The 14954-nt window shown below is 33.6% G+C and carries 15 protein-coding genes; 11 read left to right on the top strand and 4 right to left on the bottom strand.

Translation table 11 applies throughout. The features are described 5' to 3' along the window. Nucleotides 1-24: 24 nt before the first annotated feature. Nucleotides 25-1296 (bottom strand): PQQ-dependent sugar dehydrogenase, encoded by a 1272-nt coding sequence (locus tag E0H99_RS00650; protein WP_131990332.1) that lies wholly within the window; start codon nt 1294-1296, stop codon nt 25-27. A 467-nt stretch (nt 1297-1763) separates the two neighbouring features. On the opposite strand from E0H99_RS00650, the gene E0H99_RS00640 reads away from it, so the two are divergent. Then, nucleotides 1764-2291, top strand: coding sequence for a hypothetical protein (locus E0H99_RS00640; RefSeq protein WP_131990331.1), 528 nt, complete (start codon nt 1764-1766; stop codon nt 2289-2291). Here the strand turns inward: E0H99_RS00640 and E0H99_RS17125 are convergent. Further along, nucleotides 2281-2421, bottom strand: coding sequence for a hypothetical protein (locus E0H99_RS17125; protein ID WP_165930241.1), 141 nt, complete (start codon nt 2419-2421; stop codon nt 2281-2283). The two genes, E0H99_RS00640 and E0H99_RS17125, sit on opposite strands and share 11 nt — an antisense overlap. 211 nt (nt 2422-2632) lie before the next feature. Further along, complete coding sequence (gene ahcY, locus E0H99_RS00635) at nt 2633-3949, bottom strand: adenosylhomocysteinase (protein WP_131990330.1); 1317 nt, start codon at nt 3947-3949, stop codon at nt 2633-2635. Nucleotides 3950-4177: 228 nt separating this feature from the next. Between ahcY and E0H99_RS00630 the strand changes: the two genes are divergently transcribed. From E0H99_RS00630 to E0H99_RS00595, 8 genes are all read left to right on the top strand, one after another. Beyond that, nucleotides 4178-4822: a 4'-phosphopantetheinyl transferase family protein gene (locus E0H99_RS00630; RefSeq protein ID WP_131990329.1), complete on the top strand. Its 645-nt coding sequence runs from the start codon at nt 4178-4180 to the stop codon at nt 4820-4822. A 91-nt stretch (nt 4823-4913) separates the two neighbouring features. Further along, on the top strand, nt 4914-5630 hold the full coding sequence (locus E0H99_RS00625; RefSeq protein WP_131990328.1) for a geranylgeranylglyceryl/heptaprenylglyceryl phosphate synthase: 717 nt from the start codon (nt 4914-4916) through the stop codon (nt 5628-5630). A 14-nt stretch (nt 5631-5644) separates the two neighbouring features. After that, nucleotides 5645-6274: a nicotinamide riboside transporter PnuC gene (pnuC, locus tag E0H99_RS00620; RefSeq protein ID WP_131990327.1), complete on the top strand. Its 630-nt coding sequence runs from the start codon at nt 5645-5647 to the stop codon at nt 6272-6274. Next, nucleotides 6229-8337 (top strand): DUF4301 family protein, encoded by a 2109-nt coding sequence (locus E0H99_RS00615; RefSeq protein WP_131990326.1) that lies wholly within the window; start codon nt 6229-6231, stop codon nt 8335-8337. Before pnuC ends, E0H99_RS00615 begins: the two co-directional genes overlap by 46 nt. Before the next feature lie 4 nt (nt 8338-8341). Further along, nucleotides 8342-8743, top strand: coding sequence for an alternative ribosome rescue aminoacyl-tRNA hydrolase ArfB (arfB, locus tag E0H99_RS00610; protein ID WP_131990325.1), 402 nt, complete (start codon nt 8342-8344; stop codon nt 8741-8743). Nucleotides 8744-8977: 234 nt separating this feature from the next. Then, on the top strand, nt 8978-11125 hold the full coding sequence (locus E0H99_RS00605; protein WP_131990324.1) for a TonB-dependent receptor: 2148 nt from the start codon (nt 8978-8980) through the stop codon (nt 11123-11125). 382 nt (nt 11126-11507) lie between these two features. Next, nucleotides 11508-12593, top strand: coding sequence for a hypothetical protein (locus E0H99_RS00600; protein WP_131990323.1), 1086 nt, complete (start codon nt 11508-11510; stop codon nt 12591-12593). A gap of 54 nt (nt 12594-12647) precedes the next feature. Next, a complete protein-coding gene (locus E0H99_RS00595; RefSeq protein WP_131990322.1) occupies nt 12648-13097 on the top strand; it encodes a hypothetical protein in 450 nt (149 codons plus the stop codon). Nucleotides 13098-13370: 273 nt separating this feature from the next. On the opposite strand, the gene E0H99_RS00590 is transcribed toward E0H99_RS00595, so the two are convergent. Continuing rightward, nucleotides 13371-13784: a hypothetical protein gene (locus E0H99_RS00590; protein WP_131990321.1), complete on the bottom strand. Its 414-nt coding sequence runs from the start codon at nt 13782-13784 to the stop codon at nt 13371-13373. 161 nt (nt 13785-13945) lie between these two features. On the opposite strand from E0H99_RS00590, the gene greA reads away from it, so the two are divergent. Together greA and E0H99_RS00580 are read left to right on the top strand one after the other, a co-directional pair. Then, nucleotides 13946-14422: a transcription elongation factor GreA gene (gene greA / locus E0H99_RS00585; RefSeq protein ID WP_131914926.1), complete on the top strand. Its 477-nt coding sequence runs from the start codon at nt 13946-13948 to the stop codon at nt 14420-14422. Nucleotides 14423-14502: 80 nt separating this feature from the next. Beyond that, complete coding sequence (locus tag E0H99_RS00580; protein WP_131990320.1) at nt 14503-14892, top strand: HIT family protein; 390 nt, start codon at nt 14503-14505, stop codon at nt 14890-14892. Nucleotides 14893-14954: the final 62 nt, after the last annotated feature.

Below are 14954 nucleotides of genomic sequence, written 5' to 3'. Positions count from 1 at the left end.
TGAAAAAGTGGTTTTTAAATTCTTTTATTTTGTGGTGGTTACCCGCCAAATGGTGTTGGTTTTGTCGTCCGTAAGTAGTAAATCACCATTGGGTATGACAATTACACCAACTGGTCTCCCGCGAACGATATCCTTTTCCGGATCTACAATGAAGCCAGTAAGGAAGTCTTCTGATTTGCCCGATGGTTTCCCGTCTTTAAAAGGGACGAAAATCATTTGATAACCTGATATTATTTTTCGATTCCAAGAGCCATGCTGTGCTATAAAGGCACCATTTCGGTACTTTTCAGGAAAAGAAGTTCCAGTATAAAAAGCCAGTCCAAGGGATGCTGTATGTGCACCTAAAGGAAAATCGGGGACCAAAGTTCTTTTTACTAATTCGGGTTTCATTTCTTTTACTCTTACATCTACATGTTGTCCAAAATAGGCGTAAGGCCAGCCATAAAAGCCATTTTCTTTAACGGAAGTCAGGTAGTCGGGAACGAGGTTGTCTCCCAATCCATCGCGTTCGTTTACTACTGTCCAAAGTGTTTTGGTTCCTGGCGCCCAACCCATTCCTACTGGATTACGGAGTCCTGCTGCAAAGACTCGCAATTCAGAACCGTCGGGATTTACTTCTAATATATTGGCGCGAAGTAACTCGTTTGCCATTCCTTTTTCGGCTATGTTTGACCCGGAACCCACCGCAATATAAATTTTTGAGTTGTCACTATTGGCAATAATATTTCTGGACCAGTGTCCGTTGTGCTTTCCTGCTGGAAGGTCGACTATCTTTTCTCCCTTGCCCGTTAATCTTGTTTGCCCTGCCTTATACGGATAGCGCAATATTGCATTGGTATTAGCTACATAAAACCAATTGTCTATCACTAACATACCGAAAGGTTGATTGAGTCCCTCGGTAAGAAAAGTTTCCCTCAAATCGGGAATGCCATCTTTATTGCTGTCTCGAAGTAAGGTAATAATATTAGCGCTGTGTTTTAAATTATTAGATCTCCATACGCCTTTCAGTGTGGCTCCAATTTGTTTGAGTAGGCTGTAATTGGAATTACTTTGAGCAACCAGCACATCCCCGTTTGGGGTTACATACATCCAACGCGGGTTTTTAAAACCATCCGCATATTTTGTTACCGTAAATCCCGGAGGTGCTATCGGTGTTTCACCGTCTTTCCATCCAATTACTTTAGAAAAATTGCCGTATGATTTGGTAGGAGCACCAAGTGAATCGGTTTTAATCGTGCTTTGTGCGATACAAAAAAATGGCAATATGAGTAAAAATATAAATAGATAATTTTTCATAATTATTTAATTTTTAAATACTTACGAAGTTACGAAAGAGTTTTGGTAATCTGGCATCGTTATTTAGACATAAAGTTATATAATTATTGTTTAATATAATTTAGATTATGCTTTAACTAATTTGAAACAATAAGCTGTGATGAAATTGATATCATATATTGCTTAAGAAGTCAGGAGACTTCGAAGAGCGGGAGTAATGGAGTTGTTTTCTTCCAAAAGAAAAGAGATAACAAATCATACGTTTCTATCCTTCCATTTGAAGTTGAAGCATAATTGATTTTCTCAATTATTTAAAAACCCGTTTCGAAAGAAACGGGTTTTTTTGTTTTTTGATAGGTTTTAAAAATTGTTTTCTTTGGGTTATGTTTTGTTTGTAATTACTCGTAAAACGGTTTATCTAGCGGAAGCAAGAGAGTCTTTATGCTTTTTAGATTTGGTTATTGTATTTTAATTTTTAATTTTATAAAATGGAAAATAAAAATATTGATATTCTAAATAGGCTTGAGGTTGCATTTTTAGAAAGGCTAAAGTCCGAAGCTGAATTTGTTTTGGAGGAAATGAACTTAACAGAAAGTATTACAACAAATAAAGCCTTTTCATTGTTTCAAATTTTGATTGTAATGTTAGTTTCCGTTATAGGATTTTTAACAAGTCAATTGACTTATATAGACTTTTATTCTTTTATAATTCAGGCCTGTTTAATATTTGGTATGTCTTTATGTATTTCAATAGGATTGTTATTAAAGATAATTTATCCCACTAAGACTAGACTAAAAGGTAGTATTCCTAGAAATATATTGCAATCCGATATTTTTGATGGTTCTAAATACGAAACAGAGAATTTTTTAAGTAACAAAATTATTTCTTTAGACAATGCAATTTTAAAAAATCAATCAAACCAAGAAAAACGAATCTTTTTTTTTAAAACTTCTATATGGAGTTTTTTAATTGGTTTAATTGTGATAATCTGTTTTGGAGTTTATACTATTTCCTAAGAATTTCGCCCTGATTTTCTGATCTTTCTTGAATTGTAGAAGTGTCTCTTTGTGGAGTAGATGGTCTTGAGCTTCCTGGCGATGTCTGTTCGGAGTTTTGACTGGAAGAATTATTATCGTCGTCTTGCATTAGATAGTCTTTTAATGAAAAAATGTTTTCCCAGCCGGTAGGATATCGTAATTGATTAATTCAAATATATAAAAAATACTGTAAATCATTAAGATAAGTTTGATTAGATTATTGACAATGTTTTCTTTCTTTTTGAGTAATAAAAAAACCCTCGCATCTCTGCAAGGGTTTCTATCGTAATTCGTAATTTTTAATTCGTAATTAAAAAAGACTAATATCTGTAATACTCTGGTTTGAATGGGCCTTCAACAGGAACACCGATGTAATCAGCCTGATCAACACGTAAAGTCTCCAATTCAACACCTAATTTAGCCAAGTGTAACATAGCCACTTTCTCATCCAAATGTTTTGGTAACATGTACACGTCATTGTTGTATGCCGCGCTGTTTTTCCACAATTCGATTTGAGCCAAAGTTTGGTTTGTAAATGAGTTACTCATTACAAAACTTGGGTGACCTGTAGCACAACCAAGGTTTACCAAACGACCTTCAGCCAAGATAAGAATGTCTTTTCCAGCAATAGTATATTTATCAACTTGTGGTTTGATCTCCACTTTTGATGCACCGTGGTTCGTGTTCAACCAAGCCATATCAATTTCGTTATCAAAATGCCCGATGTTACAAACAACAGTTTTGTCTTTCATTTTTTCGAAATGAGAACCCAAAACAATATCTTTATTTCCAGTTGTCGTGATGATAATATCAGCATTACCAACAACAGTATCTAATTTCTTTACTTCAAAACCGTCCATTGCAGCTTGTAAAGCACAAATTGGGTCAATTTCAGTAACGGTAACAATAGAACCAGCACCTCTAAAAGAAGCAGCAGTTCCTTTTCCTACGTCACCGTATCCACAAACGATTACTCTTTTTCCGGCTAGCATCAAGTCAGTTGCACGACGAACAGCATCAACAGCACTTTCTTTACAACCGTATTTGTTGTCAAATTTCGATTTAGTAACCGAGTCATTAACGTTTATTGCAGGCATTGGTAATGTTCCAGCTTTTACTCTTTCGTATAATCTGTGAACTCCAGTTGTAGTTTCTTCAGATAATCCTTTGATTCCAGCAACCAATTCCGGGTAACGATCAATAACCATATTAGTCAAATCTCCACCGTCATCAAGAATCATGTTCAATGGTTTTCTGTCTTCACCAAAGAATAATGTTTGCTCAATACACCAGTCAAAATCTACTTCGTTCAAACCTTTCCAAGCATAAACTTGAATTCCTGCAGCAGCAATTGCAGCAGCAGCTTGATCTTGAGTAGAGAAAATGTTACAAGAACTCCAAGTCACTTCAGCACCAAGAGCGATCAACGTTTCAATCAAAACCGCAGTCTGGATTGTCATGTGCAAACATCCTGCAATACGAGAACCAGCAAGTGGTTGTTCGTTTTTGTATTCAGCACGAAGCGCCATTAAACCTGGCATTTCAGCTTCTGCTAGTTCAATTTCTTTTCTTCCCCAAGCCGCTAGAGAAATGTCTTTTACTTTGAAAGCCACAAAAGGCATAGTTGTAGTACTCATTTATAGTATATTTGTAAGTGTAAAATTTTTTGCAAATTTACGTAATAACTTTAGAATTTTACTATTTTCTAAAAGATTTATGAATTGTTTAATTCGCTAATCTTTTGAACATTAACTAAATAATTTTTTTCAGGAGCTATTTCCCGTTATTCGCTATATCTTTTTACACGCAAAAAAGCGTGAAAAAAGGATGCCGCTGCTACCGGGGCTAAAAATCAAGATAACACGATGCCACTTTACAAAACGATACATGTCAATTCCACTACCCAAATCCTCGTTTGGAAAGTAACCGAATCTTTTCAAGAATTATTAGAACAAGTGGTTTTAAACGATACCAATCGTATCCGACTTGACGGAATGAAATCCGAAATGCACCAACGCGCCTTCCTGAGTGTTCGCAAATTATTACAGGAAACTGGTCACACGGATTTGGATTTATATTATGATGAAGTCGGGAAACCGCATCTCAACGGAGAGAGGCATATTTCTATAACCCATTCTCATAATTTTTCGGCAATTATCATTAGTGACGAAACCGTAGGAATCGATATCGAATTGCAAAGAGATAAAATCATCCGAATCGCAGATAAATTCTGTGACTCGGAGTTTCAATTTTTATCACCAAGCTTCGCGACTGAAAAAACACAAGAATACATTCGAAAATTGACCGTAATTTGGGGCGCCAAAGAAGCGATTTTTAAAATTAGAAACGAAAAAGGAATCAGTTTCAAAGATCATATTAAAGTCGATACTTTCGAATTAGAAAGTAAACAAACTATTGCTGAACTGCATTTTGATAATCTGGTAAAAGATTTTGATATTTATTTTGAAGAGATAGAAGAATTTACTTTAGTTTATGCCCTTGAAAAATAGTGGTCAGTGCTCAGTTTTTAGTGTTCAGCTACAATAATCAGTTAAATAATTCGTGTAAATCTGTAAAATCCGTGCCATCCGCGTGCCAAAAATGACAAACATTTATAACAACATTTTAAAAGCCAAAACCAATAACCAAAAATTACTGGCAATTCTCCTCGATCCCGACAAAATCGTCTGGGAAAATCTTGGGGATTTAATCTCGAAAATCAATCAATCGCCGGCAACTCATATTTTCATTGGCGGAAGCTTGGTAGAAAATAACATCTTAGACAGATTAATTATAGAAATAAAAAAAAACAGCACATTATCTATCGTTTTATTCCCGGGAAATCCATCCCAAATATCAAACAAAGCCGATGCGATTTTGTTTCTATCTTTAATCTCAGGAAGAAATCCCGATTATTTAATCGAACACCAAGTAAAAGCGGCACCCATTTTAAAGAAAACCCAACTCGAAATTATCTCCACTGGATATATTTTGATAGAAAGTAGCAATGAAACTGCGGTAGAACGCATTAGCAAAACCAAGCCTTTGGATAGGAATAATCTGGATTTGGCATTGGCAACAGCTCAAGCCGGCGAAATGTTAGGCAATAAGTTGATTTATCTCGAAGCGGGAAGTGGCGCAAAACAAGCTGTTCCGTTAGAAATGATTGAATTAGTTTCTCAGAATATTGAAATTCCATTACTTGTTGGCGGCGGAATTATAGATTTGCAAGGAATTCAAAACGCTTACCATGCCGGAGCCGATTTAGTAATTATAGGAACTGCTTTTGAAAACGATAATGATTTTTTTGACAAATAATTTAATTTTTTCTAATGATAGAATACTTTTTTTCTCAATATGCAGATTACCCAACATTAGATATCGTTCTGGAAATTGTGGCGGTCGTTTTTGGATTGGCAAGTGTTTGGTATGCTAAAAAAGATAACATTTTAGTGTTTCCCACAGGGATTGTAAGTACTTTAATATTTGTTTATTTGCTTTGGAAGTGGACTTTATGGGGCGATATGATGATTAATGGGTATTATTTTGTGATGAGTATTTATGGTTGGTACCATTGGACCAGAAAAAAAGATGACACGGTTGAGTTTCCAATTTCAAAAATTTCAAGTTCAGAAAAACGAATTGCGATAATTCTTTTTATATTTACGGTCGCTTTTGTGGTTTCGGTGTATCATTATTTCGGAAAATTCACCACATGGTATGCTTATGTTGATACATTTATCACAGGAATTTTCTTTGTAGGAATGTGGCTCATGGCCAAAAGGAAAGTAGAAAATTGGATACTTTGGATTATAGGAGATGTAATTTCAATTCCATTATATTTTTCAAAAGGATTTACTTTTACAAGTTTTCAATACGTAGTATTTACAATAGTTGCCATTTTTGGCTATTTAGAATGGAAGAAAATCTCAGACAGCTCTCAAACGGAGCTACAAAAATAATTAAAATAGCTTTATTTGGTCCCGAAAGTACCGGAAAAACCACATTAGCAAAACAACTTGCGGAATATTATAAAACCGAATGGGTTCCTGAATATGCACGCGATTATCTGCAAGAAAAATGGGATGCAAGCCAGCAAATTTGCGATGTTGACGACATGCTTCCTATTGCTTTAGGGCAAACCAAATTAGAAAATGAAAGCGCTTTAATTGCCAATAAATATCTTTTTTGTGATACTAATTTATTGGTAACCAAAGTTTTTTCGGAAATGTATTATGATTATTGTGATCCATTATTAGATCAAGCGGCTCGCAAACATGAATACGATTTGTTTTTTCTTACGGATATTGACGTTCCATGGGAAAAAGATGATTTAAGAGATCGTCCAGAAGAAAGAGAATCGGTATTTGCAATTTTCAAGCAATCCTTAATTGATAATAAAAAACCATTTGTAATTCTTTCAGGAGATAAAAAATTACGACTCAAGAAAGCAGTTGCTATTATCAATGATTTGTCAAAAGCTAAAGAAATGGGACTTTCTTCTCTTGATTTTGTTCAGATTTATGAAAAAGGTGTTCCGTTAAAAAACATTCAGGAACAGCTTAGCTTTTTTAGAAACGGAATAACAAGGAGTAATCTGGTTGGTCCGGCAACTTTATTTAATGGTATTTTAAAATTATCAGAAAATGATTTTCGTCAAAAAGCAGATTATTTTGATGAAAATAAATCCAGTTTTAAACTAGAGAAATTTGTTCCTGCATCTGGAGCGGCAAGTAGAATGTTCAAGTTTTTAATTGCTTTTTTGAAGGATTTTGATATTGAAAACGAAAGCATCAACGCCTACATAAACAGAAAAAAAGATACAGAATTATCTATTTTTATAGTTGGCATGGAGAAATTTCCTTTTTTTGAAGCAATTGATAAGCAACTTAAAGAGGAGTTTGCTGATTTTGATTCTTTAGACAGCAGTTATAAAAATTATTACTTTATAAAATTGCTTCTGGCTTCTGATTATTTTGATTTTTCCAATAAACCAAAAGCAATTCTACCTTTTCATAAATACAAAACACACATTGCGACTCCAGTTGAAGAGCATTTGAATGAATGTGTTCATTATGCAAATTCAAATATGCATTTTACGGTTTCTGAATCTCATCAAAAGCAATTTGAAAGTGTTATTGATAGCATTAAAAATAAAATAGAAAAGAAATCCGGCACTTCAATATATGTTGATTATTCGTATCAAAATAAGAGTACAGACACGATTACAGTAGATGTGGAAAACAACCCCTTTAGAGATGAAAATGGAGAGTTGTTTTTTAGACCTGGAGGCCATGGAGCTTTGATAGAAAATTTGAATAATCTCGATGCCGATATTATTTTTATAAAAAATATCGACAATGTTATTCAAAATAATATTCAAAAAATCGCTTTGTATAAAAAAGCATTGGCAGGAATTTTAATAGAATCACAACAGCAAGTGTTTAAGTATTTACATGCAATTGATGCTGAAGAAATTCAACAAGAGGAAAGTGAGGAAATTTTACTTTTTTTGGAGGAAAAATTAAACATTAAAATTCAGGACAGTTTTTACAAACTTAGTTTTGAAAATAAAATAACCGAAATCAAAGCTATTTTAAATAAACCTATCAGAGTTTGCGGAATGGTAAAAAACGAGGGTGAAGCCGGAGGTGGTCCTTTTTGGATAAAAGATAAAAAAGGTTCAATTTCGTTACAAATTGTTGAAAGCTCCCAAGTAGATTTGTTGGATGACAATCAAAGGGAAATACTGAATGCATCGACTCATTTCAATCCCGTGGATTTAGTTTGCGGAATCAAAAATTATAAAAAAGAGAAGTTTGACCTGACTCAGTTTGTAGATCATAATAGTGGTTTTATAGTAGAGAAAACTACTTCTGGAAGAGATATAAAAGCATATGAATTACCGGGGTTATGGAATGGTGCTATGGCAAACTGGATTACCGTATTTGTTCAAGTGCCTTTGATTACTTTTAATCCGGTAAAAACAGTAAATGATTTATTAAAACCAGCGCATCAGCCGTAATAATTTGGAAAACGAAAAAATCATATCTGAGTTAAGTTTTAAAGCCGTCCGCAGTAGTGGAGCCGGTGGTCAAAATGTAAATAAAGTTTCTTCAAAAGTGGTATTGACTTTTGATTTGAAAAATTCTCAGGCTTTAACCGAAGAAGAAAAGCTTTTGGTCGAAACCAAATTGTCTTCCAGACTGACCACTGATTCTGTTTTAATATTGAATTGTGATGAAGATCGAAGTCAGTTTAGAAACAAAGAACTAGTAACCAAACGATTTTTGGAACTCATCAAAAATGCATTAATTGTTCCTAAAATTCGAAAAGCCACAAAAATTCCAAAATCAGTTATCAAAAAAAGAATCAAGGATAAGAAAAATTTATCTGAGATAAAACAATCCCGTAGAAAACCCGATTATTAATTTATTGCAATTCATAATTCATAATTCACAATTTATAATTAGTTTTGTCCCGTCTCAAAGGGGTGCTCTAAATAACGAGCTGAGATTATACCCAAAGAACCTGGACAAGTAATGTTGTCAAGGGAAAAAATGACAAAAAATAGCGAGTAAGCTACTTTAATTCGTCATAGGAAACTATCATTTTTTAATTTAACAACAGAATAATTCCCCCTTTTATTCGTAATTTTTTTACGGATGAATACTATTTTAGTCCCAAAGTCTCAAAGTCTCAAAGTCCCAAAGTTCAAGAATCTGACATATTATATGTCTTCGGTCTTTCTTCTCTCATCTTTGGTCTCTTTTTCTCAGGTCAAAGACACCACTAAAGTAAACCAACTCGATGAAGTCTTGGTTTCGGCAGTTCGTGTCACTACAAAAACACCGGTCAGTTTTAGCAACTTGGACAAAAAGGAAATCAAATTCCGAAATTTAGGACAAGACATTCCTGTTTTGATGAATTATTTACCATCAGTTGTTACTACTTCTGATGCCGGAAATGGAGTAGGATATACTGGAATTCGTGTTCGTGGTAGCGATGCAACAAGAGTGAATGTTACTATCAACGGAATTCCGTACAATGATTCGGAGAGTCACGGAACGTATTGGGTAAACATGCCTGATTTTGCCTCATCGCTGGAGAGTTTACAATTGCAACGCGGTGTAGGAACTTCGACTAATGGAGCAGGCGCTTTCGGTGCCAGTTTAAATATGCTTACTGATAATTTTGCCAAAGAAAGCACGGGAGAAATCTCGAACTCTTTTGGAAGTTTCAATACTCGAAAACACACGGTAAAATTCAGTACAGGTTTAATGAACGATCATTTCGAAATTGCGGGACGATTGTCTGCTTTAAATTCGGATGGATATGTGGATCGAGGTGCATCTGATTTGAAATCCTATTTTCTTCAAGGAACATATGTAGGGAAAACAACATTAATCAAAGCCTTGGTTTTTGGAGGGAAAGAGAAAACATATCAGTCTTGGAACGGAATTGACGGTGAAACGCTGAACAATGACCGAACGTTTAATTCAGCAGGAGCTTTTACGGACGAACAAGGAAATGCTCGTTTTTATGACAATGAAACCGATAATTACCAGCAAGATCACTCTCAGCTGCATTGGAACGAAAAAATATCAGAAAACTGGAGTGCTAATTTAGCTTTGCATTACACGAAAGGGAAAGGATTCTATGAAAATTATAAAGAAGACGCTGATTTAGCTGATTATGGATTACAACCCGTTGGTGTAATAACAACAACGGACTTGATTCGTCAAAAATGGTTGGATAATGATTTTTACGGAACTACATTTTCTGCAAATTACAAGAAAGACAAACTGGATGTAATTTTTGGTGGAGGATGGAATAAGTATGAAGGGAGCCACTTCGGGAAAGTTATTTGGGCACGATTTGCTTCACAGAGTGAATTAGGAGATCGTTATTATGATGATTATGCCGTTAAAACCGATGGAACTGTTTTTGCCAAAGCCAATTACCAAATCACAAAGCAATTAAGTTTATTTGGAGATTTACAATACCGTACGGTTAATTATAAAGCCAATGGCGTTCAGCCAACAGCAGTGGATGATACGTTTAATTTCTTTAATCCAAAGACAGGATTGACCTATGACATCAATGCTCATAATGCTTTGTATTTTTCCTACGCCAGAGCTAACAGAGAACCAAACAGAACCGATTATGAAGGCGGAAATGTAAAGCCAGAAAAGTTGAATGACTTTGAATTGGGTTGGAGATATGTTGCGGAGAAAGTACAATTCAATTCGAATGTGTATTATATGGCCTATAAAGATCAATTGATTTTGACTGGAAATCTGGATGATGTAGGCGCCCCGATACGTTCCAATAGCGAGAAAAGTTACCGTTTAGGACTAGAAGTAGATGCTACAATAGCGTTGACAAGTCAATTGATTATCCGTCCTAATTTTACTTTGAGCGCTAATAAAAATACCGATTTAGCGGTAGAGGGTCAGGATTATGGGACTACGGATATCGCATATTCACCATCAATTATTGCAGGAAATATTCTGGTCTATACACCAGTGGAGAATCTTCATATTTCATGGTTGCAAAAGTTTGTCGGGGAGCAATACATGAATAATATTGAACTGCCAGCAGCAAAACTTGCCGATTACTTTGTGAATGATTTGAACGTTGCGTATGAGTTTAAACCAAAATCGGTTTTTAAATCGATTGTTTTGACGGGTTTAGTAAATAACTTTTTAGATAAAAAATATGTTTCTAATGGATACATGTATGATGTTTATCCGTATTATTATCCGCAAGCGGGAATTAATTTTCTTGTCGGATTGACATTGAAGTTTTAGAATATTACTTTAGTTATAATGTAAAAAATCCTGATGGTTTAACTATCAGGATTTTTTGGTTATAGCGATTGTTTGCTAAGAATTTTGATGCAAATTTATTTAAAAATCACTTCTATGTTTCTTATTTTTTATAAGAAAAACAGTCTATTTTGTTTGATGAAAAAATAAAATTCATTTTGATGGGATTAGCATTAACTGTAATGATGAAATTAAATCCATTGAATTTAAATGTTAAAATACAAAATAGTTACATACTTAATTGTAAAATAGAACTTGTTAAATTTTTATTAATTAAATAAGATAATTCTTTAAATTGTATTTTTTTTTTTTGATATTTACAATGGTTAACCAAAAACTAATTATAAATTTAAACCATTTAATTATGAAAAATTATTTAATATTTTTTATTGTTGTGTTTGTCTTTTATGGATGTGATAATCAAACTGAATCATCTTCTGTAAATTCTAATCATAATTTGGAAAAAGAAATAGTAGAATTAAAGAAAAAAACTACGATTTCAATTCTAAAAATGTCAAAGAATAAAAGCTTCAAAGAGTTTGTTTTAAAGGAGTGTCTTAAGCAAGAGCATGGTGATTATAATGTTTATTTGTCTAAAATTATTGAAGAATATGAAGATAAATCGGCATATAAAGATTTTGTAAATGAACTAAAGAACTATGTTGAGAAAGTTAAAATGGTAAATGGAGGTTTAGAGCCATTAATTTTTTATCCAAGAGCTGAAACAATTGAAGAGAAGTCTAATCAGAAACTTTCTAAAGTTGCAGAACAATTGGCGCAAATCATAAGTGTAGATGGCGATGTTTATAATCCGGAAACTTACAGCGCTCCGGGTTATGTTCTCGATAGTAATGGTGACCTTGCTTTTTTTGATAATATTACAGAAGAATATGCATGGGAAAATGATGTATGGGTGATTGGACTAGATGAAATGGGTGTAAATATGTCTTCGGCAGGAGATGATTTATTAACAGCTCAAACTTTTGTTAGTTCACCTCCGTCTAGGTTTGACGGACAGCCAGAATATGGAGGAATTATTCAAGTTACTGATTTGAATGAAATAGAGCCATGGATAGCTGGGAAATTAGAGTTTAGAATAATTATATTTGATTCAAAGGGGGTTAAAGTAAAAGATAAAGAATTTGATAAACGCAAAAGGAGTCATTTTAGGAATAATAAATGGTACGATTATGGATTTTTTGTTGCTGATTGGAATACTTCAACATTCGGAAATTGGATGACTGAAAAATGGATGGAAGTGGACGGTGGTAATTCTAATGCCTTTATTTATACTATTCCACCTGCTGTTCCAGGAGGTGTGTCAGTTTCTGTTACTGTGCCTAGTAAAGATAGAGATGATGATTTAGGACTAACAATAGTACAATTTACTGAGCCTATTTCTCAAGTTTATAATCTTTCTCATATAAACATTAAAAGAAAACACTTATAGATTATCTTTATTAACTAGGTTTTAAACTATTAAAAAATATCAATCACTATTACAATGAAAAATTTCAAACATATATTCATCATCATTTTGTTTTCTCTAGGCCTTGAAAGTTATTCACAAATCGCTGTAACGGGATATTCTAATTATGTTTTGGGAATAAACACAAGTAAAAGCAGGGCAATAAGTTTTGAACTAAAAATTTTCACTAATCATTATGTAGAAGATATGCCAATAGAGGGTAATGTGTTTTATAATTTTAAAACCAAAGAATACCACAGATTCTCCATTGGATTAGGGATTAATCTGAGTCCCTTTAGTAGTCCTGATCAAGTGAATTCATTTGTGATTCCAACCGTATTAGAAATTTTCCCAATAAAGGATTTTAAAAAAATAGCAATTATTTTTGAATTAGCACCTGAACTAAGGATTGAAGATGATGTTGCTATTAGAAGCCTTTTTGGTATTAGATATACGTTTGACAAAAAAAATAGTTCGAAATTTTAACTCAGGAATTTAACATTTCTCTCTTAAAATAAGAGCTTTTTCATCATTTCAAAAAATCCGAAAAGTTTAAATATGTTTCGGATTTTTTTTTTTACAAGTTTTGAAAGAAATTTAAAAAAAATGGCTGAGAGCTTACCACTAAATGAAATATTCCATAAAATGTATCATAATTTGAATGAGAATTCGAATTAATTAAATGCTTTTAAAGAAAATATAATGTAAACAAATTAAAGAAAATACAAGTAAACAAAATTGAATCTATGTTTAAAAAGTTTAATTATAAACTCGAAGAACCGTTCCGTTTACTTGAACTCTATATTGCTTCATTGGATATTGTAAAGTTCCCTGTCCGGTAAATAAACTGTATTCTTTACTGTCACATCCACAAACGGCATTTATCCCATTTATGGTCATGGTAGAACAGGAACTTATAGCTTGATTGGGACAAGCAGCGTCAAAAGCATTGTAACCGCTGCCGGTATTAAAAACAATAATGCCACGTGCGCCTACTCCGGGATAATAAATAGCATTGCTGGCATATTTAAGATTCGAATACGCCGGCAAATTCATATTAATATCTACCGTGAAAGTATAATTAGGGACAAATGGATTTGTGTTATCAAAACCTGAATCACTACACGAAAAAAAGAAAGGAATTATAACGGAAAGCAGCAGGTATTTTTTCATTTTAAAATAGTGTCAAAGTATTAGCGAAACAAATTTAATTTATTTAACTTTGAATTATATATGATTAACATATATTTATAGACAAAAAAAAATAATAGTATCTTTGTGGAAAGAAATCCCGTCCTGATGGGATTTTTTCTATTTATATAAATGATGAAGTTATGAGTACAGTATCGTATTACACCGCAGAAGGGTTAAAGAAATTAAGAGAAGAATTAGATTATTTAAAAAGCGTAATGCGTCCAAAAGCATCTGCAGATATAGCCGAAGCGAGAGATAAAGGCGACCTTTCTGAGAATGCCGAATACGATGCGGCTAAAGAGGCACAAGGAATGCTCGAAATGCGTATTGCTAAAATGGAAGAAGTACATTCTAACGCCAGGTTAATTGATGAATCTCATTTAGATCTTTCTAAAGTGTTGGTTTTGTCGAATGTGAAAATCAAGAATCAAGCTAATGGAATGGAGATGAAATACACGCTGGTAGCTGAAAGTGAAGCCGATTTGAAAACTGGAAAAATCTCTGTAACCTCACCAATTGGCAAAGGGTTACTAGGAAAATCAGTGGGCGAAGTTGCAGAAATCACAGTTCCTAATGGTGTGTTAAAATTTGAAATTTTAGAAATATCTCGTGACTAAGGTTAGTAATCAGTATTCAGTCGCAGTTTGCAGACGGAGTCTTGAAAACCTGAAATCTTAATTCCTAATAATTAAAAAAAATGAGCAGCATATTTACAAAAATCATAAACGGAGAAATCCCGTGTTACAAAATCGCAGAAGATGAAAATTTCCTGGCCTTTTTGGATGTAAATCCAAATGCAAAAGGACACACACTTTGTATTCCGAAACAAGAAATAAATAAGATTTTTGAGATGGAAGACGATTTGTATATCAGACTCATGCAGTTTTCTAAAAAAATAGCGGTTGCTCTTGAAAAAACGGTTCCGTGCAAAAGAATCGGGATGGCAGTTGTAGGGCTTGAAGTTCCCCATGCACACGTTCATTTAATTCCCTTGAATGAAATGGATGAAATGCGTTTTCAAAATAAAGTATCATTGTCCAAAGATGAATTTGAAGCTTTGGCAGAAAGTATTAAAACCAATTTATAATAGTTGCATAAATAAAATAAATTGGTATGGTTTTAGTTTAGAAAGGGAATAGGTGAAAACCC

Source organism: Flavobacterium sp. GT3P67, assembly GCF_004349155.1.
Classification (GTDB): domain Bacteria; phylum Bacteroidota; class Bacteroidia; order Flavobacteriales; family Flavobacteriaceae; genus Flavobacterium; species Flavobacterium ranwuense.
Note: the sequence above shows the minus strand (reverse complement) of the source record. Positions and strands in the feature narration are given on the sequence as shown.

Coding starts and splice junctions, on each gene's coding strand:
- E0H99_RS00650 (WP_131990332.1), bottom strand. CDS start 1,296: ATGAAAAATTATCTATTTATATTTTTACTCATATTGCCATTTTTTTGT.
- E0H99_RS00640 (WP_131990331.1), top strand. CDS start 1,764: ATGGAAAATAAAAATATTGATATTCTAAATAGGCTTGAGGTTGCATTT.
- E0H99_RS17125 (WP_165930241.1), bottom strand. CDS start 2,421: ATGCAAGACGACGATAATAATTCTTCCAGTCAAAACTCCGAACAGACA.
- ahcY (WP_131990330.1), bottom strand. CDS start 3,949: ATGAGTACTACAACTATGCCTTTTGTGGCTTTCAAAGTAAAAGACATT.
- E0H99_RS00630 (WP_131990329.1), top strand. CDS start 4,178: ATGCCACTTTACAAAACGATACATGTCAATTCCACTACCCAAATCCTC.
- E0H99_RS00625 (WP_131990328.1), top strand. CDS start 4,914: ATGACAAACATTTATAACAACATTTTAAAAGCCAAAACCAATAACCAA.
- pnuC (WP_131990327.1), top strand. CDS start 5,645: ATGATAGAATACTTTTTTTCTCAATATGCAGATTACCCAACATTAGAT.
- E0H99_RS00615 (WP_131990326.1), top strand. CDS start 6,229: ATGGAAGAAAATCTCAGACAGCTCTCAAACGGAGCTACAAAAATAATT.
- E0H99_RS00605 (WP_131990324.1), top strand. CDS start 8,978: ATGAATACTATTTTAGTCCCAAAGTCTCAAAGTCTCAAAGTCCCAAAG.
- E0H99_RS00600 (WP_131990323.1), top strand. CDS start 11,508: ATGAAAAATTATTTAATATTTTTTATTGTTGTGTTTGTCTTTTATGGA.
- E0H99_RS00595 (WP_131990322.1), top strand. CDS start 12,648: ATGAAAAATTTCAAACATATATTCATCATCATTTTGTTTTCTCTAGGC.
- E0H99_RS00590 (WP_131990321.1), bottom strand. CDS start 13,784: ATGAAAAAATACCTGCTGCTTTCCGTTATAATTCCTTTCTTTTTTTCG.
- greA (WP_131914926.1), top strand. CDS start 13,946: ATGAGTACAGTATCGTATTACACCGCAGAAGGGTTAAAGAAATTAAGA.
- E0H99_RS00580 (WP_131990320.1), top strand. CDS start 14,503: ATGAGCAGCATATTTACAAAAATCATAAACGGAGAAATCCCGTGTTAC.